Origin of the sequence: Bradyrhizobium sp. JYMT SZCCT0180, assembly GCF_018130165.1 — a bacterium.
In the GTDB taxonomy this organism is placed as follows: Bacteria; Pseudomonadota; Alphaproteobacteria; order Rhizobiales; family Xanthobacteraceae; genus Bradyrhizobium.
Map to the genome: position 1 here is coordinate 15,165 of NZ_JAFCLZ010000042.1, position 21,607 is coordinate 36,771.

General features: G+C 61.5%; 19 protein-coding genes. 7 read left to right on the top strand and 12 right to left on the bottom strand.

From position 1 onward, the window contains the following. Positions 1-113 precede the first annotated feature (113 nt). On the bottom strand, positions 114-395 hold the full coding sequence (locus tag JQ641_RS37185) for a hypothetical protein (protein ID WP_212002211.1): 282 nt from the start codon (positions 393-395) through the stop codon (positions 114-116). 333 nt (positions 396-728) lie between these two features. On the opposite strand from JQ641_RS37185, the gene JQ641_RS37190 reads away from it, so the two are divergent. Next, positions 729-1,313 (top strand): DUF6647 family protein, encoded by a 585-nt coding sequence (locus JQ641_RS37190; RefSeq protein ID WP_212002212.1) that lies wholly within the window; start codon positions 729-731, stop codon positions 1,311-1,313. A gap of 328 nt (positions 1,314-1,641) precedes the next feature. After that, a complete protein-coding gene (locus JQ641_RS37195; protein ID WP_192734336.1) occupies positions 1,642-1,860 on the top strand; it encodes a hypothetical protein in 219 nt (72 codons plus the stop codon). A gap of 192 nt (positions 1,861-2,052) precedes the next feature. Here JQ641_RS37195 and JQ641_RS37200 read toward each other — a convergent pair whose 3' ends face one another. The 11 genes from JQ641_RS37200 to JQ641_RS37250 form a co-directional block, all read right to left on the bottom strand. Further along, a complete protein-coding gene (locus JQ641_RS37200; RefSeq protein ID WP_212002214.1) occupies positions 2,053-3,117 on the bottom strand; it encodes a ketopantoate reductase family protein in 1,065 nt (354 codons plus the stop codon). A gap of 293 nt (positions 3,118-3,410) precedes the next feature. Beyond that, positions 3,411-4,490 carry a ketopantoate reductase family protein gene (locus tag JQ641_RS37205; RefSeq protein ID WP_212002215.1) on the bottom strand — a complete coding sequence of 360 codons (1,080 nt, stop codon included), beginning with the start codon at positions 4,488-4,490 and terminating at the stop codon, positions 3,411-3,413. Positions 4,491-4,717: 227 nt separating this feature from the next. Further along, positions 4,718-5,146 carry a CBS domain-containing protein gene (locus JQ641_RS37210; protein ID WP_192734339.1) on the bottom strand — a complete coding sequence of 143 codons (429 nt, stop codon included), beginning with the start codon at positions 5,144-5,146 and terminating at the stop codon, positions 4,718-4,720. A gap of 269 nt (positions 5,147-5,415) precedes the next feature. Continuing rightward, on the bottom strand, positions 5,416-6,708 hold the full coding sequence (oxlT, locus tag JQ641_RS37215) for an oxalate/formate MFS antiporter (RefSeq protein ID WP_212002216.1): 1,293 nt from the start codon (positions 6,706-6,708) through the stop codon (positions 5,416-5,418). Between the two features lie 242 nt (positions 6,709-6,950). Then, the gene (locus JQ641_RS37220) at positions 6,951-8,453 is read right to left on the bottom strand and encodes a tripartite tricarboxylate transporter permease (RefSeq protein ID WP_212002217.1); all 1,503 of its coding nucleotides are present in this window, start codon (positions 8,451-8,453) and stop codon (positions 6,951-6,953) included. 117 nt (positions 8,454-8,570) lie between these two features. Beyond that, a complete protein-coding gene (locus JQ641_RS37225; protein ID WP_212002219.1) occupies positions 8,571-9,065 on the bottom strand; it encodes a tripartite tricarboxylate transporter TctB family protein in 495 nt (164 codons plus the stop codon). A gap of 90 nt (positions 9,066-9,155) precedes the next feature. Then, a complete protein-coding gene (locus JQ641_RS37230; protein ID WP_212002220.1) occupies positions 9,156-10,160 on the bottom strand; it encodes a Bug family tripartite tricarboxylate transporter substrate binding protein in 1,005 nt (334 codons plus the stop codon). 533 nt (positions 10,161-10,693) lie between these two features. Next, the gene (locus JQ641_RS37235) at positions 10,694-10,831 is read right to left on the bottom strand and encodes a hypothetical protein (protein ID WP_212002222.1); all 138 of its coding nucleotides are present in this window, start codon (positions 10,829-10,831) and stop codon (positions 10,694-10,696) included. Positions 10,832-11,037: 206 nt separating this feature from the next. Continuing rightward, complete coding sequence (gene frc / locus JQ641_RS37240; protein WP_212002223.1) at positions 11,038-12,315, bottom strand: formyl-CoA transferase; 1,278 nt, start codon at positions 12,313-12,315, stop codon at positions 11,038-11,040. A 176-nt stretch (positions 12,316-12,491) separates the two neighbouring features. After that, positions 12,492-14,225 (bottom strand): oxalyl-CoA decarboxylase, encoded by a 1,734-nt coding sequence (gene oxc, locus JQ641_RS37245; RefSeq protein ID WP_212002224.1) that lies wholly within the window; start codon positions 14,223-14,225, stop codon positions 12,492-12,494. A 79-nt stretch (positions 14,226-14,304) separates the two neighbouring features. Further along, the gene (locus JQ641_RS37250) at positions 14,305-15,000 is read right to left on the bottom strand and encodes a GntR family transcriptional regulator (protein WP_212002247.1); all 696 of its coding nucleotides are present in this window, start codon (positions 14,998-15,000) and stop codon (positions 14,305-14,307) included. A gap of 214 nt (positions 15,001-15,214) precedes the next feature. Between JQ641_RS37250 and JQ641_RS37255 the strand changes: the two genes are divergently transcribed. From JQ641_RS37255 to JQ641_RS37275, 5 genes are all read left to right on the top strand, one after another. Then, entirely contained in the window at positions 15,215-17,344 is a 2,130-nt protein-coding gene (locus JQ641_RS37255; protein ID WP_212002226.1) for an acetate--CoA ligase family protein, read from the top strand. Positions 17,345-17,600: 256 nt separating this feature from the next. Further along, positions 17,601-18,449 (top strand): IclR family transcriptional regulator, encoded by an 849-nt coding sequence (locus JQ641_RS37260; protein ID WP_212002227.1) that lies wholly within the window; start codon positions 17,601-17,603, stop codon positions 18,447-18,449. Between the two features lie 197 nt (positions 18,450-18,646). Then, positions 18,647-19,615: a Bug family tripartite tricarboxylate transporter substrate binding protein gene (locus tag JQ641_RS37265; protein ID WP_212002228.1), complete on the top strand. Its 969-nt coding sequence runs from the start codon at positions 18,647-18,649 to the stop codon at positions 19,613-19,615. After that, a complete protein-coding gene (locus JQ641_RS37270; protein ID WP_212002229.1) occupies positions 19,612-20,097 on the top strand; it encodes a tripartite tricarboxylate transporter TctB family protein in 486 nt (161 codons plus the stop codon). Before JQ641_RS37265 ends, JQ641_RS37270 begins: the two co-directional genes overlap by 4 nt. Beyond that, positions 20,097-21,596: a tripartite tricarboxylate transporter permease gene (locus JQ641_RS37275; RefSeq protein WP_212002231.1), complete on the top strand. Its 1,500-nt coding sequence runs from the start codon at positions 20,097-20,099 to the stop codon at positions 21,594-21,596. Before JQ641_RS37270 ends, JQ641_RS37275 begins: the two co-directional genes overlap by 1 nt. Positions 21,597-21,607 lie beyond the last annotated feature (11 nt).

Genomic DNA, 21,607 nt, shown 5'->3' on the forward strand with positions numbered 1-21,607 from the left:
TCTACCGGGGGACGGCAGAAGGCAGGGCATCGCAAGCATGCAAAAGCGGGGCTTTTGTCCGTGGGGCGGACAATTTGCGGCTTCTCGCGTCGGGGCGAGGGTGTTGCCTGGTTTCATCGGGCAGGCAGTTTGTTCCGCTCAATGCCGTTGCGCTGGTCCGGCAGCGATCTGGTCTCCATCTGAAGCCGGCGGAGCTTGGCGATGTTAACCGGCAGCAGCACAAGGTGCAGGAAAAACACCGGGTAAACCTGAGACAACAATCCGTAGACGATAAAAAGCACGTTGCTCAGCAACGCAAACGAACGAAGCGCCAGTATGGTCGTCATGCAGAAGCTCGCGAGAACGCTAAGCGCTGCCACGAAGCCGAGAACGTCAATCAACGACAAATCGATCAACGATAGATTCATGTCGGCTGTCCCTCGTCCGCAACAGCGCATTGCCTGCGGTCCAATCGACGCTGGATCATCATCAGCTCATTACGCCTGCAATCCGCATTGCGAACGTAATCTGGCTCACATACCGAAGGTGTTTGTTGTGTCTACGCGTCGGTTCGCGATCACAAACACGCGAGAGTGCAATGAAGCTGTTCCGTTGCGCGAGGCGCGCGGCACGACTGTGAGTGGCTTCACAGCCGCGTCGCGCTCTCCGTGTTAGCGTTGCAGATATTGAAGCGACTGCTCTGAAGAAGAGCAATTTGATTAAAAACAAGTCAGAGACCGGAGGCGCTTATGTTCAAGCAATTCCTTTTGGTTGCGGCTCTTGTTGGTTCCTTTCAATCCGCTTGTCATGCTGACCCGGCCGCGAGAGTGACGGCTGACGCTTCTGCTGTTCAGCCTCAGTCAGAAGCAACCCGGGCGACAAGAGATCTGCTCGATGAAATCGTGACCTGGCTCGGTTCGAACTTTGATCTGCCCGCCGCGGCAGATCATCCGGCCGTCGCTTTCGTCTCGCAGTCGAGGCTTGAAACGATGCGCGCCGAGGACCGTGCGTTCTCGCGAGGCTTGACGCAGGGTGCCGTGGGCGATGAACCAGCTCCGCGTCGTGTCGTTGCCGTCTACGACATCAATCTGAAAACAATCTTTCTGCCCGACGACTGGACCGGAAAATCACCAGCCGGCCAATCGATCCTGGTTCATGAAATGGTTCATCACCTTCAAAATCTTGCAGGCCTCAAGTTTGAATGCCCGATGGCGCGGGAGAAGGTCGCCTACATGGCACAGGACAAATGGCTAAAGAAGTTTGGAACGAGCCTGGAATCGGAATTTGAGCTCGACATGTTTACGGTGCTGGTTTCTTCCGCCTGCATGTATTGACCGCCATTCGGCAAAACTGAATCAGGAAGAGTTGGCGGACCCGATCGGCTTCTGATGCCCATGTTCAAGCTCTTGATGGCTGTTACGTTTGCTGTAGCGCTCCTGGCGATGGTGCAGGGACATCAGCGCCATTTCAAACCCCTGCCGACGGGACCGATGCCGGCGGCGCTTATTCCCTAAAGGACCCGGCCACCGGAGCCCGGGCAACCGCCTTCAATTCGTAGGTGATCAAAATCACGGATCACCCGGGCGCACTGAGGCAAGTTGCGATCACGGGCCGCGAATGCCCGGAACATCAACCAACCTCTAGCGAACGGATAGGATGATCATGAGCAATTCCCTGAATCAGAACACGGGCGCTGACTGCGAAATCCTCAGCCTCGCGCAACTCGAAGGCGTCAGCGGCGGCCGCATCGGCGGCGGCCTGTTCGGCGACAAGGTCGTCATCATCGGCTGCACGACGCAGCCCCCGTTCGGCGGCTATCCCCCGGGAACGGTCACCTGGAATCCCTGGATCGGCCAGCCGTATCCGACGCCGATTTTCTAAGAGCTTGACCTACCTTCAGTCATGGCCGGGCTTGACCCGGCCATCCACGTCTTTCTTGTTTGGTGGAAGCCAAGACGTGGATGCCCGGCACAAGGCCGGGCATGACGAGTTTTGCTACAAAGAGCGGTTGCCGTTGCGGGCCTGACGAGGCGCGCGCGCAAAGCCTGCGGCTACACCAGCCGACGACGCCGATCACGCCGAGCCGGACCCGCTCCCCACGATCTTCTCGCTCAGCTTCTGATCGACCACCTGCACCGTGTTGTCGATCTCGGCGTTGGGCGCGCCGAGCTGATGCGAAATCAGCTTCACCAGCAAGTCGACCCGCTCGATGAACGGCGCGCCAGCGGCCACGGCGCGGGCCGCCGATGACGGCTTGAGCAGGCTTTCCGCCGCCTTGGCATATTTCTCGAAAGGCACCTGATCGGTCGGGTCGGCGCCGAGACGCCGCGCGATGCCGTCGACATGGTCATAGATCGATCGCGACAGTTTCAGATCACCATGCACCGCGTCGCGGATCGACTGCGGCTCGTTCGGCGTGATGCAGCGGTAATTGCCGGTCAGCAGCATCGACCATTTGGCCAGCGGCACGAACAGCGAGTCGAACACCTTGAGCTTGACCGGCACGTCCTGGCCATCCAGCTTCACCGCATCGATGTCGGCTTCCAGCTCGCGCAGCAGCTTATTGTGTTGCTCGTCTTCGAATGCCGCTGCCTTGAAGTTTGTCGGCAGGCCGACATGAAGGATGTTCGCGGCCTCATCCGGCGGGCGGAAGGCCTGCGGGTCGGGCGAGCAGAGCGACACCAGTCCCGGCTTGAAGCGCTCCCAGACCAGCGCGTTGGTGTAGGCCTCTTCGAGGTCCATGTCCGCCAGTGCGGGGATCCGCTTGAGATAGGGCAGCGGCGGCATGTTCATGATCGACAGACAAGGCAGCTTCGCCTCGGCGATCTTGATCATCAGAACCCGGATGGTGTGGTTGGTGTATTGCGGCTCCTGCATCGCAAGGCCAACCAGGTCGTAACGGGACAGGTCGACCTCGGCAGGCGTGACTGCGTCGAGCTTGCCCGGCAGGTCGCGCGAGAAGATCGCCCGGTGCGCCTTCTCGTCGCGCAGCTTGATGCGGACTTCAGTGCCCTCGCGGTTGATCAGTTCGGCCGTCTTCTTCCGGCAGACCAGAGTCACGTTGTGACCGGCCATCAATAGCTTTGTTCCCAGCAACGAGCCGTAGGAAGCTCCAAGGATCAGAATGTTGCGCGCCATACTCTCTCTCTTCCACCGGTTGTGCTGGATTTTTCTTTGGATGTTCCGCCCCGCGCTGGCCTTTGAGCATTTCCGCCGACGATCCGCGTTGGGGCGGCGACGAAGCAGGCCTTACGTCACCCGGGGCAGGCCCTTGGGGCGAGGAGCGGGCGTTGCTTATCGCAAGTCGGCTGGCATTACAAATGCCAATTGGGCCAGAGCGGCCCCGTTTTACTGCCGGAATTCGTTCGTCAGCTTGCCGATGCCGTCGATCGCGACGGTCACCGTGTAGACCGGCTGAGCGCTTTCTCGAACTAGGTTTGGAGCGCGTCACTGCGGGCCGGTTCCGGCAGTTTGATCCCCTCGTTCAGTTTTTGATCTACGGTCTGAACCGTGCGGTCGATCTCGGCATTGGGTATGCCGAGCTGATGCGAAATCAACTTCACCAGGAGGTCGACCCGCTCGATGAACGGCGCGCCGCTGGACACCGCACGCGCTGCCGACGATGGCTTTAGAAGGCTTTCGGCCGCCTTGGCATATTTTGCGAAGGGCACCTGATCCTTTGGGTCCGCCCCCAGACGTTGGGCAATGGCATCGACGTGGTCATAGATCGACTGCGAGAGCGACAGATCATCGTATACCGCGTCGCGGATCGACCTCGGTCCGTTCAGCGTCACGCAGCGGTAATTCCCGGTTAGCAGCATCGACCACTTTGCCAGCGGGACGAACAGTGAATCGAACACCCTGAGCTTCACCGGAACGTCCAACCCATCGAGCTTCACCGCGTCGATGTCGGCTTCCAGCTCGCGCAGCATGGCGTTGTGCTTCTCGTCCTCGAAGGTTGTGGCCTTGAAGTTCGTCGGCAGGCCGACATGAAGGACATTCGCCGGCTCTTCCGGCGGCCGGAACGCCTGCGGATCGGGCGAGCAGAGCGATACCAGTCCCGGCTCGAACCGCTCCCATACAACCGCATTGGTATAGGCCGCTTCCAGATTGGTTTCCGCCAGTGCCGGGATCCGCTTGAGGTACGGCAGCGGCGGCATGTTCATGATCGACAGACAGGGCAGCTTCGCCTCGGCGATCTCGATCATCAGGACCTTGATCGCATGGTCGGAGTATTGCGGTTCCTGCATCGCAAGGCCGACCAGATCATAACGCGACAGGTCGACGTCGGCGGGCGTGGCCGCGTCCAGCTTTCCCGGCAGATCGCGCGAAAAGATCGCCCGGTGCGCCGCCTCCTCACGCAGCTTGATACGAACTTCGGTGCCGTCGCGATTGATGAGTTCGGCGGTATTGTTCCGGCAAACCAAGGTCACGTTGTGACCCGCCATCAAGAACTTCGTCGCCAGCAATGAGCCATAAGAGGCTCCAAGTATCAGAATGTTGCGCGCCATACTCTCTCTTCCACCGATGCTAGAATTTCAATCGAAGCCACGCTCGAAACTTCCGTATGAGGCTCCTAGGCCTGCTCTTAGGTCTTCGCGGGCGAAGGAACGGCGTAGACCCAAGCCCCTTCATCGGTCCTTTTTGTCGGCGCACCGCTCCTGCGGCGCAGGTGTACAAACGCCGTTTGCGACAGAGCTAAAACGTGTGGTGCGGTGCGGCGATCCGAAGCCGAATGTCAGGCCGAAATGGCCAGCTGAGCGTTGGCTTCCTCGTCGAACGCGGTCGAGATGTCACGGATGCTGACGACGCCGATCAGGCTGTAATTCTCGAGCACCGGCACATGGCGGATGTGGTGCCTGTTCATGAGATGGCGAACGTGCTCGAGCGAATCCTGCGAACTGCACGACACCAGCTGCTGCACCGAGATGAATTGCGAAACCTTGAGATTGGCGCCGGCGGCGCCGTACTCGGCGATTGCGCGAACGACGTCGCGCTCGGTGAACATGCCGACCGCCGTATTGCCCTCGGTGCGAACGACATCCTTGACCACGAGCGCGCTGATATTGCTGGAGCGCATCAGTTGCGCGGCGATGGCAACCGTCTCGTTCATGCGAACCGTTGCGACACGGGCGGCTTTCTTGCGCAGGATATCTCCGACTTGCATGGCAACCTCCTTGGGGTGGATTATGCGCAATTCTGGTATACATAATACCATAAGTCAACACGAAAAGGGCAGGTCACGGGCAAGACGTGTCGATAGAAATAGGCAGTATTGTTGACGTTTTTCGGCGCAGGCGCTCGGCGCGTACCGTCGGCACGGGTTGGCTCGGTTGTCTGAAATTACCTCAGGTATACCAGACCGGATGTCCTCAATAACAAAGCGCGCCCATCCCGGGGGATGAGCGCGCTTGTCGTCGGATCAGGTAGGTCAGGTTAGGTGGACGCCTTTGCGTTCGCGACCACCACCTTGCGCCACGGCTTGAGCACGAAGATCGCCAGCAGCGAAGCGAGGATGTTGGCGCCCGCCGCGATGATGAACACGCTGTCCCAGGTGCCGGACGATTGCTGCATGTAGTTCGCGATTGGCACCAGCAGGGCTGCCGTGCCCTTTGCCGTATAGAGCAGGCCGGCATTGGTGGTCGCGAATTTGGCGCCGAACGTGTCGGTGCAGGTCGAGGGGAACAGCGAGTAGATCTCGCCCCAGGCAAAGAACACGAAGCCCGACAGCAGCACGAACCAGATCGGATCGTGGCCCCACATGTACAGCGCCCAGATGCCGACGCCTTCCATGCCGAAGGCGATGAACATGGTGTTCTCGCGGCCGATCATGTCGGAGATCCAGCCGAAGAACGGTCGGGTCAGACCGTTGAGGACACGGTCGATGGTGGCGGCGAACGTCACCGCGGTCATCGTTACCGCCATCAGCGTCACCGGTACGCTGTCGACCTTCCAGTCAACGGCGATCGGCTTGAGGTTGGCGGTGACCATCAATCCGCCGGCGCCCACGATCACGAACATGAAATACATCAGCCAGAAGATCGGCTGGCGGATCACCTCGGTCGGCGCATAGTTGCGGCGGCTCTGGATCACGTTGGCGTTCTGGATCACGGCCGGGACTTGCCCTGCTTTCGGCGAGAACATCAGGAAGGCGAGCAGCACGATGATGATGCCTTGTCCGAGACCGAAATAGAGGAAGGTGGTCTGGAAGCCGGAGTCCTTGATCATCGCCTGGATCGGGGCGACCGTCAGCGCGGAGCCGGCGCCGAAGCCGGCCGCGGTGATGCCGGCGGCGAGGCCGCGCTTGTCGGGAAACCATTTCAGCGCGTTGCCGACGCAGGTGCCGTAGACGCCACCGGCGCCGATGCCCGCGATGATCATGCCGAGATAGAAGCCGTTGAGCGTTTCTGCCTGCGCGTTGATCGCCCAGCCGACGGCGCAGAGGACGCCACCGACGAGAACCACGATGCGCGGGCCGTATTTATCGACGAACCAGCCTTCGACCGGCACCAGCCAGGTTTCGAACAAGACGAAGAGCGTGAACGCCCACTGGATCGACGCGCGATCCCAACCGAATTTTTTCTGGATGTCGGGGACGAAGAATGTCCAGCCGTATTGGTAGTTCGCGATCATCACCATGGCGGCGACGCCGATCGCCAATTGCGTCCAGCGGTAGGTATCGCTGACGCGGGCTACTGTAGGGGCCGCTCCTTGAACTGTGTCCGTCATCATTCCTCCTATGTGCGCTGTTCTATCGCCCGACAGCTCTAAGGGAGGAGTTTGGTATACGATATGCCAGTAGGCAAGAGAAATCTTGACTAGATGTCGCAGGCTAGTCGATTTTTTCGTGGATGTCTCTTTCTCGATCTTTTTGGAAAATGCTGGATGTAAAAAGACTTAGCCGCCGGATCGCTTGGCGATCCGGCGGCTTTACAAGGTTGAAAAATATTTTCGTCTGGTATTTTTAGCCGTCAGGCGACCGAATGGGGACGCAGCCGGCTGTAGCCTTCCTGGATCGCGGACCAGAACAGCGCGATCAGTCCAAGCACCATGATCGTGCCGACCAGCGAGTTCGAGAAGAACACGCCGAGCGAACCCTGCGATCCCAGCAGCGATTGCCGGAAGGCTTCCTCCGCCTTGTCGCCGAGCACGATGGCAAGCACGAGAGGGGCGAGGGGATAGTTGCACTTCTTCAGGAGATAGCCGACCACGCCGAACACCAGCATCAGCACGACGTCGAAGGTCGAGCTGTGGACCGAATAGGCGCCGATCGCGCACAGCACCAGAATGAGCGGCGCGATGATGCTGAACGGCACGCGCAGGATGGCGGCGAAGATCGGCACGCAGGTCAGCACGACGATCAGGCCGACGAGATTGCCGAGATACATCGAGGCGATCAGACCCCAGACGAATTCCTTCTGCTCGACGAACAGCATCGGGCCGGGCTGCAGGCCCCAGATCAAGAGGCCGCCGAGCAGCACGGCCGCGGTCGGCGAACCGGGCACACCGAGCGACAGCATCGGCAGCAACGCCGCGGTACCGGCCGCATGCGCCGCGGTCTCCGGCGCGACCACTCCCTCGATCTCGCCTTTGCCGAAATTCTTGCCGTTCTTGGAGACTCGCTTGGCGATACCGTAGCTCATGAACGACGCCGGTGTGGCGCCTGCGGGCGTCACGCCCATCCAGCAGCCGATCAGGCAGGATCGCAGCGACGTCACCCAATACTTCGGCATCTCCTTCCACGTCTGCAGGACGACGCGCAGGTCGATCTTCGCCTTGCCGCCGCGGAACGCCAAACCTTCTTCCATGGTCAGCAGGATCTCGCCGATGCCGAACAGGCCGATGACGGCGATCAGGAAGTCGAAGCCGTTGAGCAGTTCAGTCGACCCAAATGTCAGGCGCAATTGTCCGGTGATGGAATCGAGGCCGACCGCCGCCAGCGCAAAGCCGATCATCATCGCGGCGATGGTCTTGAATGGCGGCTCCTTACTCAAGCCGACGAAACTGCAGAACGCCAGGAAGTAGACCGCGAATTTTTCCGCTGGACCGAAGCGTAACGCAAAACTTGCGACCAGCGGCGCGACCAGCGTGATCATGACGACGGCGAACAGCGCGCCGACGAACGAGGAGGTGAAGGCGGCGGTCAGCGCTTCGCCGGCCTTGCCCTTCTGCGCCATCGGATAGCCGTCGAACGTGGTCGCCACCGACCAGGGTTCACCGGGTATGTTGAACAGGATGGATGTGATGGCGCCGCCGAACAACGCGCCCCAGTAGATGCAGGACAGCATGATGATCGCCGATGTCGGCGGCATGCTGAAGGTCAGCGGCAACAGGATCGCGACGCCGTTGGCGCCGCCCAATCCCGGCAGCACGCCGATGATGACGCCGAGCACGATGCCCAGGATCATCACCATGATGTTGAAAGGCTGCAGGGCTACCGCAAAGCCGTGAAACAGATTGACGAGTTCTTCCATTGCTTCAAGTCCTGCAAGCGTGAGCTAATGACACGACAATTCCAACGACACGAGAATGCTATTCTTGTTTGAGCATGATCTTCTCGGAAAACCGGTACCCACTTTCCGGATCATGCTCTAGAGACCAAGCCATTCCTCGATCGGTCCCTTGGGCAGCGGGACCAGAAACCAGCGTTCGAAGATCAGGTAGGTCGCGATCGGCATGCCGATCGCCACGGCGGCGACAATGGGCCAGCTGTACTTGCCGAGCCATCGCATGAACCAGCCGATGAAGATGATGGAAGCGAGATAGAGGCCGCTGAAGGGCATCACACCCACATAGATCGCGGTCGGTATGACGACGCTCAGCACCTGGCGCAGCTGTCCCCATTCCGCGAACAGCCCGTCGTCCCCGTCACGCAACCCGTTCCAGAGATTGATCGCGCTGGAGGCGATAATGAAGATCCCGATGTAGAACGGGAAGAAACCGGCGCGCGGTCCTTCCGCGCCCCAATTGATTCCGGCCTTGATGCTGCCGTAGACGACGATTGCGCCGAACACAGCGATCAGCATCGTGACGCCGGCTTCCACGGCCTTGTGAGTCGGGCCGGCGTGCGAGCTATTCGTAGTCATTCAAACTCCATCCGGAATCACGGTTCTGGGTTCGCAGCGTTTCATGCGCTGCGCATTCGCCGGTGTACGCGACGTTTACTTGGCTCGGTTTCAGGGAGCAGCGAGGAAACCGGCTTCCTTCATCAGGGCTTCGTGACGCTTCTCTTCCGTCTCGACCCATTTGGCGTAGTCAGCCCCGGTCAGGAAGGTGGTGTTGAAGGCGCCGCTCTTCATGAAATCCTGCCACTCCGGCGTAGCCCGCACCTTCTTGAACAGCTCGACGTAGTATTCGACCTGGTCCTTGGTGGCTTTGGGCGACATGAAGATGCCGCGCAGCATCAGATACTCGATGTCGAGGCCCTGCGACTTGCAGGTCGGAATATCCTTCCAGCCTTTGCCGTCCGCGACGACTTCGTCATAGGTCATCTGCTTGGCGTCGAACACGCAGAGCGGACGAAGTTTGCCGCCACGCCATTGCGCCACGGCCTCGATCGGATTGTTGACCGTTGAATCGACGTGGTTGCCGACCAGCTGGACCGCGACTTCTCCGCCGCCCTTGTAGGGAATGTAGGTGAACTTGGTGCCGGTAGCCTTCTCGAGCGCAACCGTGATGATCTGGTCTTCCTGCTTCGATCCGGTGCCGCCCATCTTCATGCCGCCGGCGGGTGCCTGCTTCACGGCATCGACGTAGTCCTTGACGGTGGTGTAGGGCTTCTCGGCATTGACCCAGAGCACGAACTCGTCGAGCGCCAGCATCGCGACCGGCGTCATGTCCTTCCAGTTGAAGGGGATGCCTGTCGCAAGCGGTGTCGTGAACAGGTTGGACAGGGTGATGATGATCTTGTGGGGATTGTTTCCCGAACCCTTGACGTCGAGAAAGCCTTCACCGCCGGCGCCACCTGACTTGTTGATGACGACCATCGGCTGCTTCATCAGGCTGTGTTTTGTCACGATGCCCTGGATGGTGCGGGCCATCTGATCGGCGCCGCCGCCGGTGCCGGCGGGTACGATGAATTCTACCGGGCGAACCGGCTCCCACGCGGCGGAGGCGGCCATATTGCCCGCGCCGAAGATGGCAATCGCGGCTAACGCGGTATGCAAGACAGAATGCTTCATGTGACGTACTCCCCGTAAAATTTAAAAGCGCCGTTCTTTGCCGGCTTTGGCTTTAGCTCAACTCTTAACTCAACACTTCTGATCCCGTCGGGATTTCCCCACCTGTTCGGTTATCTCATGAGGTTTGGTCAGATGGCATTGCAGGTCAGGGTTGCAGGCGAAATTGAATTGTAGGCCTGACCTCTCGGCACAGCATCCGCGTCTTTCGGATGAGTGTGAACTGCGAACCGCGGCACCGCCTGCTGATATCGCTGCCTTGGCGCCGAAGAGCCTGCCGCCATCCTCCTGATCGCCTCCGTTCGTTGTTGGGCCGGAACGCTTGGAAGACATATTGGTATGCGATATGCCAATACTGCAAACGAATAATGATGCCAAAGCATAGCTCAGGCTAATTTGTCGCAGTTGGCACCTGGCCCGGAGTGCTTAAGGCGACGCCAAAAAAAGAGGCCCCGGAAAACCGGGGCCTTTAGTCTGGGAGGAAACCTGAAGTGGTCGAGTCCTGAAAACGCAGTCAGTACTGCGCCTTAGCGGGCTCAGAGACCGAAACGGGGGAGGTCGCCGTTGCGAATGGCGATGCGGGCACTCGCGGTCAGCAGGCGGTCGATCGAGGCCATCAGGCGGCCGAAGAAAGCGCTGGAGGGTGCGAGGCTGAGGGAGGCGGTCTTGGACATTTTGTCCCCTTTTCTGAGTCGCGGAGTGGCTCCGCTTCGTGATCTGCACTGAATTTATGTATACCAGATGCCAGAAACAATGCATTTGTTTGCATAGCAGCAATTAGCCTTCTGCATCGCAACATGAATGACGATATTCGGGTTCCCAAACGAAAAGGCCGCCGGAAACCGGCGGCCTTTGGCAGAATTCGGGGAGATGAGGCGGCTTATTCAGCCGCCTGCTTGCGCGGCGGTTCGAGTGCGCCGGAGTCGTGGATCTCGGCCACCTGGTGATCGCTGAAGCCGAGCACCTGGCGCAGGATTTCGTCGGTGTGCTCGCCGAGCAGCGGCGAGCGGGTCACCTCGGAAGGTGAGTCCGACATCTTGATCGGATTGCCGACCGAAAAATACTTGCCGCGGGTCGGGTGATCGACCTCGACCACGGTGCCGGTTGCGCGCAGCGACTGGTCCTCGATGATCTCCTTCATCGACAGGATCGGGCCGCAGGGGATGTCGTCCTTGTTGAGGATTTCCATCGCCTCGAATTTTGTCTTCGTCATCGTCCACTGTTCGATGCGCGCGAAGATTTCGTTGAGGCGCGACAGCCGGGCAGGCGGCTTGGCGTAATCGGCGTGGGTCTTCCAGCCGGGTTCGCCGATCACGTCGCAAATCTTCTCCCACACCGGCGCCTGGGTGATGAAATAGATGTAGGCGTTGGGATCGGTCTCCCAGCCCTTGCACTTGAGGATGCGGCCGGGCTGGCCTCCGCCGGAGTCATTGCCGGCGCGCGGCACCGCGTCGCCGAACGGAATGCCTTCGCCGAACTGGCTGTATTCCTTCAGCGGACCATGGGCGAGGCGCTGCTGGTCGCGCAGTTTTACGCGCGCGAGGTTGAGCACGCCGTCCTGCATCGCAGCCGTAACCTTCTGGCCCTGGCCGGTGACGGTGCGCTGATAGAGCGCGGTCACGATGCCGAGCGCCAGATGGAGGCCGGTGCCGCTGTCGCCGATCTGCGCGCCGGTGACCAGCGGCAAGCCGTCGCGGAAGCCGGTGGTCGACGCCGCACCGCCGGTGCACTGGGCGACGTTCTCATACACCTTGCAGTCTTCGTAAGGTCCGGGACCAAAGCCCTTGATCGATGCAACGATCATCTTCGGGTTGATGGCGTGGATCTTCTCCCAGGGGAAGCCCATGCGATCGAGCACGCCGGGGCCGAAATTCTCCACCAGCACGTCGCAATTCTTGATCAGTGCCGTCAGGACTTCCTTGCCCTTCGGGTTCTTGGTGTCGAGCGTAATCGAACGCTTGTTGTGGTTCAGCATGGTGAAATACAGGCTGTCCACATTGGGAATGTCCTGCAGCTGGCCGCGCGTGATGTCGCCGACGCCGGGACGCTCGACCTTGATCACGTCGGCGCCGAACCAGGCCAGCAACTGCGTGCAGGTCGGTCCCGACTGAACGTGGGTGAAATCGAGAATGCGAACGCCCTTCAGCGCCTTAGACATATTTTCTCTCCTGTTACTATCTGTTGTCGTCTTGCTGTCTGTTGCCGTCATGCCCGCGAAGGCGGGCATCCAGTAATCACCATCGCTTCAATCGGGCACGGTCTGGTCACACGATAGTTCGGCGGCTACTTGGATTCCCCGCCTGCGCGGGGAATGACGCCGGTGGGTTGATCAGCTCATTTCTTCTTCAGCACGCTTTGCGGATTGAGGTTGCCGATGCGGCCGCTCTCGGAGCCGGCGGCCGGATCGATCACCGCGTTGATCAGCGTCGGCTTGCCGGAATCCATCGCGGCGTTGACCGCGCGCTTCAGTTCGTCCGGGGAGGTGGCGTGGACGCCGACGCCGCCGAACGCTTCCATCATCTTGTCGTAGCGCGAGCCCTTGACGAACACCGTGGGCGCCGGATCCGTGCCGACCGAGTTGACGTCGGTGCCGCGATAGATGCCGTCATTGTTGAAGATCACGATGCAGACCGGCAAATTGTAGCGGCAGATCGTCTCGACCTCCATGCCGGAGAAACCGAATGCCGAGTCGCCCTCGACCGCGAGCACCGGCTTGCCGGTTTCGATCGCGGCGGCGATGCAATAGCCCATACCGATGCCCATCACGCCCCAGGTGCCGACGTCGATCCGCTTGCGCGGCTGGTACATGTCGATGACGCCGCGGGCGAGATCGAGCGTGTTGGCGCCTTCGTTGACAAGGATGGCGTCGGGCCGTTCCTTGATGATGGTCCTGAGCACGCCGAGCGCGCCGTGATAATCCATCGGCGAATTGTTGTTCATCAGCCGCGGCGCCATCTTGGCGACGTTCTCTTCGCGCTTCTTGGTCACCGCGCCGGTCCAGTCGGAAGGCGCCGCCGTCCAGTTCGCGCCCATGCCTTCGAGCAGTGCCGAGACGCAGGAGCCGATGTCGCCGACCACGGGAGCGACGATCTCGACGTTGGAATCCATTTCCTTCGGCTCGATGTCGATCTGGATGAACTTCTTCGGCGCATCGCCCCAGGACTTGCCCTTGCCGTGCGACAACAGCCAGTTGAGGCGCGCACCGACCAACATCACGACGTCGGCGTCTTTCAGAACGGTCGAGCGTGCCGCACCCGCGCACTGCGGATGGGTGTCGGGCAACAGTCCCTTGGCCATGCTCATGGGCAGGAACGGAATGCCGCTCTTCTCGACGAAGCTCTTGATCTCATCATCGGCCTGCGCGTAGGCCGCACCCTTGCCGAGGATGATCAGCGGACGCTTTGCGCCCTTGAGCACGTCGAGCGCGCGTTTCACGGCTGACGGGGCGGGGATCTGCGCCGGAGCGGCGTCGATCACCTTGACCAGCGACTTCTGTCCGGCCTCGGCGTCCATCACCTGCCCGAAAAGCTTCGCGGGCAGATCGAGATAGACACCGCCCGGACGGCCCGAGACGGCGGCGCGGATCGCACGTGCGAGACCAATGCCGATGTCCTGCGCATGCAGCACGCGGAACGCCGCCTTGCACAGCGGCTTTGCGATCGCGAGCTGATCCATCTCTTCATAGTCGCCCTGCTGCAGGTCGACGATCTCGCGCTCGGACGAACCGGAGATCAGGATCATCGGGAAGCAGTTGGTAGTGGCGTGGGCGAGGGCGGTGAGGCCATTGAGGAAGCCGGGCGCCGAAACCGTGAGGCAGACGCCGGGCTTCTTGGTCAGGTAGCCTGCGATCGAGGCGGCGTTGCCGGCATTCTGTTCGTGGCGGAACGAGATCACGCGAATGCCCGCGGCCTGCGCCATGCGGCCGAAATCCGTGATCGGAATGCCGGGCACGCCGTAGATCGTGGTAAGGCCGTTGAGCTTCAGCGCATCGATCATGAGATTAAAGCCGTCGGTGAGCTCGCGCTCGGCCTGATTGGTATCGATGCTCTTGGCTGCGGTTACGGACATTCCACTTTCTCCCTGATCGTGTGTGGTTCGGACGAGTTGATCGTCTTCTGCTGTGAGGTCGTTCTAACTAGGTAATTCTCTAACTAAACAGTTCTTGACCGTGCGCTTCGACATAAGAAGCAAGGCCCAGCGTGTGATCGCGTGCGCGTTTCTCGGCCAGCTCGGTGTCGCGCGCTTCCAGCGCTTCGATGATGGCCAGATGCTCGGGCAGCGAGGTCGCGGTGCGATCGGTGCGGCCGATCGTCAATTGCCGGTAGCCGCGCACATGCAGCAGGATGTCGTTGGTCATATCGACCAGCACCGGCGACTCCGAGAGCGAGATCAGCGCCTGGTGGAAGGCGATGTTGGCCTTGGAATATTCGTCGACGTGGTTCTGCGGCAGGCGGTCCTTGCCGAAATCCTTGAAGAAATCGCGCAGCGCCGTGATGTCTTTCTTGCGCGCGGTGGTGGTGATCAAGCGCGCAGCCATGCTCTCGAGCGCGGCCCAGGCGCGGATCATGTCGACGATCTCGGTCTTGGTGCGCCGGACCACGACGATGCCGCGGCGTGGCACGGTTTTGACGAAACCGTCCTGCTCCAGCATCGCGATGGCTTCGCGAATGGGGGTGCGGCTGACGCCGAGGCGTTCGGACAACGCGCGTTCGTCGAGCATCACCTGCTCGGGCGTCGCATAGATATCCATCTTGAGAATAGCTTCCTTCAAGGCTTCGTAAGCCTTGTTCTTGAAGCTCGTCTCAGGTGCAATCCGGACGATTGCGATATCTGCATCAGCCATGGCAGGCGTGGCCTTGGGTTGTTTGCGTGCGGGCACGATTCGTCTCCTCCAGTGGGAGACGTGTTGTAACAGGAATAACGTCTAATATTTTTGGCATACCAAATACCACCGTGTCAAGTTGGCAGTATTTTCAGCGTTTCCGGGGCATCAGGTGACTTGACTTTCTCTACGCTGGCATACCAAATGCCATAAAATTTGCCCAGGAGGAAGTCCCATGTCGAATCCCAAAGATGCGGTCCGCAAAGTTCTCGATGCGGTGAAGGCCGATAAGCGCACCAGCCTGACGGCTCCGGAGGGCAAACTGGTCTGCGATGCCTACGGAATTCCGGTTCCGAAGGAGGGCGTCGCCAAATCGGCGGCCGAGGCCGCCAAGCTCGCGGCCGATATGGGCTTCCCGGTCGTGATGAAGATCGTCTCGCCGGACATTCTCCACAAGACCGAGGCCGGCGGCGTCATGGTCGGCGTCAAGACCGCGGCGGATGCGGAAAAGAATTACGAGACCATTCTCGCCAACGCGAAGAAGTACAAGGCGGACGCCAAGATCGAGGGCATCCAGGTCCAGCAGATGCTGGCCGGCGGCACCGAGGTCATCGTCGGCTCGATCACCGACGGCTCGTTCGGCAAGCTCGTCGCCTTCGGCCTCGGCGGCGTGCTGGTCGAAGTTTTGAAAGACATCACGTTCCGCCTGGCGCCCGCCACCAAGGACGACGCGCTGTCGATGCTCGACGGCATCCAGGCCCATGACATGCTGAAGGGCGTGCGTGGCGGTGACCCCGTCAACCGCGAGGCGCTGGCCTCCGTCATCGTCAAAGTGTCGCAGCTGGTCAGCGACTTCCCCGAAATCGTCGAACTCGACCTGAACCCGGTATTTGCCACCAAGAACGACGCGATCGCCGCCGACGTCCGCATCGTCGTCGACTTCGACTACAAGCCGCGTCCGGCGCCGCGCCCGAATGACGAAATCGTTGCCGCGATGAACCGCATCATGCAGCCGAAGGCGGTCGCCGTGATCGGCGCCTCCGCCGAGGACGGCAAGATCGGCAACTCGGTGATGAAGAACCTGATCAACGGCGGATATAAAGGCGATATCTACCCGATCCATCCCAAGGCCGCGGAGATCCTGGGCTACAAGGCCTACAAGAGCGTCAAGGACGTTCCCGGCGTGATCGACACCGCTGTGTTCGCGATCCCGGCAAAGTTCGTCGCCGGCGCATTGGTCGAATGCGGCGAGAAGAAAATTCCCGGCGCGGTGCTGATTCCGTCGGGCTTTGCCGAAGCCGGCGCGCCCGAGCTGCAGGAAGAGATCGTCGAGATCGGCAAGAAGTACAATGTCCGCCTGATGGGGCCGAACATCTACGGCTTCTATTATACGCCCGCCAATCTCTGCGCCACGTTCTGTACAGCCTATGACGTCAAGGGTTCGGCGGCACTGTCGTCGCAATCCGGCGGCATCGGCATGGCGATCATCGGCTTCTCGCGTTCGGCCAAGATGGGCGTCTCCGCGATCGTCGGCCTCGGCAACAAGTCCGACATCGACGAGGACGATCTGCTGGCCTTCTTCGAGCAGGATCCGAACACCGCGATCATCGCGCAGCATTGCGAGGATCTGAAAGACGGCCGCGCCTTCGCGGAAGCCGCCAAGCGCGTCTCCAAGAAGAAGCCTGTCGTGGTGCTCAAGGCCGGCCGCACCTCGGCCGGCGCCAAGGCGGCCTCGTCGCACACCGGCGCGCTCGCCGGCAACGACAAGATCTACGAGGACGTGTTCGCGCAATCAGGCGTGATCCGTGCCCGCTCGCTGCGGCAGTTGCTCGAATTCGCACGCGGCGTGCCGGTCCTGCCGACGCCGAAGGGCGAAAACATCCTGATCATCACCGGCGCCGGCGGCTCCGGCGTGCTGCTGTCGGACTCCTGTGTCGACAACGGCCTGTCGCTGATGGCGATGCCGCCGGATCTCGATACGGCGTTCCGGAAGTTCATCCCGCCGTTCGGCGCGGCCGGAAATCCTGTGGATATCACCGGTGGCGAGCCGCCGATCACCTACGTCAACACCGTCAAGCTCGGCCTGTCGGACGATCGCATCCACTCGCTGATCCTCGGCTACTGGCACACCATCGTCACGCCGCCGATGGTGTTCGCCCGCAACATGGTCGAGGTGAAGAAGGAGATGGAGGCCAAGGGCTTTGTGAAGCCGATCGTGGCTTCGCTCGCCGGCGACGTCGAGGTCGAGGAGGCCGCCGAATATCTCTACCAGAACGGCATCCCGGCCTATGCGTACTCGACCGAACTGCCGGTCGAAGTGCTGGGCGCCAAGTACAAGTGGGCGCGCGGCGCGGGCCTGCTCTGAGATCAACGATCCATGCCGCTTCGGTTCGCCGAAGCGGCATTTTGATCTCTGACGAAAGAACGGTGGCTTCATCCTTCGAGACGCCGCTATGCGGCTCCTCCGGCGATGAGCTTGCGCTCACGCGGGGATGAGGTCGAATAGCTCGGGATCAGACCTTAGACCCTCATGGTGAGGAGCGCGGCAAAGCCGCGCGTCTCGAACCATGAGGCCACGGATACGCGGTATTGATCCAACCTACGGATGGATGCAGGTCGCGATGAAGCGAAACGTGATCCGGCGCAAACCACTCGAGCCGAAATCGGGCCCGGACAGTGAGGCCGAGTCGAGAGACGGCGGCGTGCAGTCCGTCGATCGCGCGCTCTCGATCATCGAAACGCTCGCCGAAGACGACGAGGGCTATCGCCTGAGCGATCTTGCGATCCGCACGGGGTTGTCGACCTCGACCGTGCACCGGCTGCTGTCGACGCTGGAAAGCCGGCGCTTCGTGCAGTTCGACCGCACCGAATCGAAATGGCATGTCGGCGCGCGCGCCTTTACGGTCGGCGCCACCTTTGCCCGGCGCCGCAATTTTTCCGCGCAGGCCGTGCCATATTTGCGCAAATTGCGCGATCTGACGCGCGAGACCGCCAATCTGGCCGTCGTCGATGACGAGTTCATCGTCGTGCTGACGCGGATGGAAAGCCGCGAAATCATGCGGTCACTCACACAAGTCGGCGGCCGCGTCGCGATGGTGGCGTCCGGCGTCGGCAAGGCGGTGCTCGCGACCTGGTCCGACGAGGACGTCAACGCGATCATCCGCCATCACGGCATGCCGCGCCTGACCGAAAAGTCGATCGTGCGGCCGAGCGATCTGTTCAAGGAGCTCGAAAAAGTCCGCCGCCAGGGTTTTGCCATCGACGACGAGGAAGCCTGCATGGGCCTGCGCTGCATCGCCGCCGTGGTCTACAACGATTGCAGCGAGCCGCTGGCCGCGATCTCAGTGTCCGGCATGACCAGCCGTCTCACCGACGATCGCCTGCCGTTGCTGGGCCAGACCGTGCGCGAGGTGGCGGCTGAACTCACGGTGGCGCTCGGCGGCGTGATGCCGGCTGGGAAATCGGACTGAGCGGCGGAAGTTTCGGCGAAAACGCAGCCGGACGTCGAGGGCGGGTCGGCGGGCAATACCGCCCCCACGTTTTTGCAGCGGAACATCACGACGGCGAACAGTCCGTCTGGACAGCGGCGGCTTTTCCGGCTGATATGCGACGAAATGACACGATGCGGCAAATGCGTAGCCATCTGCATCAGCCTGGAGGAACTCCCATGATCCCGTTTTATACGCGCCTCATCGGCGCGGCGGTCGCGCTGACGCTCACGGCAGGCAGCCCGGCGCTGTCGCAGCAGCTCGAACTCAAGCTGATGGCGCCCGCAGCGCCCGGCGGCGGATGGGATCAGACTGCGCGTGCGATGCAGCAGGCGTTTGTCGCGGCCGGTATCGCGCGCAGCGTCCAGGTCACCAACGTCGCCGGCGCAGGCGGCAGCGTCGGCATCGCGCAGTTCGTCAACGGCGCCAAGGGCGACGGTAACCAGATGATGGTGAACGGCTTCGTCATGGTCGGCGCGCTCGCCATGAACAAATCACCGGTCACGCTCGAACAGGTGACGCCGATCGCACGCCTCACCGAGGAGATCCAGGTCATCGTCGTGCCGGCGAATTCGCCGATCAAGACGGCGCAGGATCTGGCCGCCGCGCTCAAGGCCGATATCGCCAAGGTCACCTTTGCCGGCGGCTCGGCCGGCGGCGTCGACCATGTGATGGCGGCATTGTTCGCGGGCGCCGTCGGCGCCGACGCCAAGAAGGTCAACTACATCCCGTTTTCCGGAGGCGGCGAGTCGCTGGCGGCCATCCTTGGCGGAAAGGTCACCGCGGGCATTTCGGGAATGAGCGAATACGACGGTCAGATCAAGTCCGGCAAACTGCGCGCGATCGGCGTGACCTCGGAAAAGCGGATTCCCGGCAGCGATATTCCGACCTTCAAGGAGCAGGGCATTGACCTCGTGCTGGCCAATTGGCGCGCGGTGATGGCGCCTCCCGGCATCACGGCGGAACAGAAGAAGACGCTGAGCGATGCGGTGGAGAAGATGGTCAAGTCCGACGCCTGGAAAGAGGTTCTCAAGCAGAAGGGCTGGGACGACGCTTATCTTTCCGGCGACGCGTTCGCGGATTTCCTGAAGAAGGAAACGGTGCGCGTCACCGACGTGCTGAAGTCGGTCGGCCTGGTCAAATCATGAGCGACCTTCCGCAGGGGGCGGCGGAGCGGCGCATCGATTCCGCGGGCGTTGTCATTGCGCTCGCGCTCGCAGGCTTGGCCGCGGTGCTGGTGTGGGACGCGAGCCAGCTGCAATCCAACAATCCCTACGGCATGGGGCCCCACGTGATGCCTGTTGTCATCGCCGTGGGGCTCGGCATTCTCGCGATCGGCAACCTGGTCGAGGCGTTGCGCGGCAATCTGCCGGCACGCGAGAGCGCCGACGCCAAAGCGGTGTGGCTGATTCTCGGCGGGTTGGCGCTGCTGATCGCCATCATCGGTCTTGGCGGCGGCTTTATCCCGGCGACCACGGCATTGTTCGTCGCCACGGCGACGGCCTTCGGGCGGCGCGCCATTCTCACCGATCTCGCCATCGGCTTCGTGATGACCACCCTGATCTATGTCGCCTTCAGTCGCCTGCTGACGTTGAGCCTTCCCGCCGGCCCACTGGAAAGGCTGTTTTGATGGACGCCTTCGTCGCACTCGCCAACGGCATGGCTGTCGCTATCCAGCCCATGAACATGCTCTATGCGTTGATCGGCGTGCTGCTCGGCACCGCGGTTGGCGTGTTGCCCGGCATCGGGCCTGCGCTCACCGTCGCCTTGCTGCTGCCGGTGACCTACAAGCTCGATCCCGGCGGTTCGCTGATCATGTTCGCCGGCATCTATTATGGCGGCATGTATGGCGGATCCACCACCGCCATCCTCATCAACACGCCCGGCGAGAGCGCATCGATGGCGACCGCGCTGGAGGGCAACAAGATGGCCAAGGCCGGCCGCGGCGGGCCTGCACTGGCGACCGCCGCCATCGGCTCGTTTGTCGCCGGCACCATCGCCACCATTGGTCTCGCCTTTCTGGCGCCTTGGCTGGTCGACTTTGCGGTGCACTTCGGGCCGGAAGATTATTTTGCGTTGATGTGCGTGGCTTTCGTCACCGTGTCGGCAACCTTCGGAAGTTCGCCGATCCGCGGCCTGACCAGCCTGTTCATCGGGCTGACGCTCGGGCTCGTCGGCATCGACAAGCTCACCGGGCAGCCCCGGCTCACCTTCGGCATCCCCGAACTGCTCGACGGCGTCGAAGTGACGACGCTGGCGGTCGGCCTGTTCGCGGTGGGGGAGGCGCTCTACGTCGTCTCGCGCCGTCATCACTCCGAAGAAAAGCTCGAGCCGGTGCGCGGCTCGCTGTGGATGACCAAAGAGGACTGGCAACGGTCGTGGAAACCGTGGCTGCGCGGCACCATGTTCGGTTTTCCGATCGGCGCGCTGCCCGCCGGCGGCGCGGAGATTCCAACCTTTCTGTCCTATTCAACTGAAAAGAGGCTGTCGAAACACCCCGAGGAATTCGGCAAGGGCGCGATCGAAGGCGTCGCGGGGCCGGAAGCCGCCAACAACGCATCCGCCGCCGGCACCCTCGTGCCGCTCTTGACGCTGGGGCTTCCGACCTCGGCTACCGCCGCGATGATGCTGGCGGGCTTTCAGCAATACGGCCTGAACCCGGGACCGCTGCTGTTCGCCGAGCGGCCCGATCTGGTGTGGGGCCTGATCGCCAGCCTGTTCATCGCCAACGTCATGCTGCTGGTGCTCAACCTGCCGCTGGTCGGCCTGTGGGTGAAACTGCTCGCGATCCCGCAGCCGTGGCTTTACGCCGGCATTCTGGTGTTTGCGACCACCGGCACCATCGCAGCAAAACCGTCGGTGGTCGAACTGTCGATGCTGGCGGGTTTCGGCGTGATGGGCTTCCTGATGCGCCGGTTCGATTTTCCGATCGCGCCTGTCGTCGTTGGTCTGATCCTGGGGCCGATCGCCGAAAGCCAGTTGCGCCGCGCGATGTCGATCAGCCTCGGCGATCCCATGGCGCTGCTGCAAAGCCCGATGTCGGCGACGCTGCTCGGCATCGCGCTGATCGCGCTGGTAGCGCCGTTCGTGACGCAGGGGCTGGGCCGGTTCAAGGCGAACGAGGACTAGTCCGTCCTCAG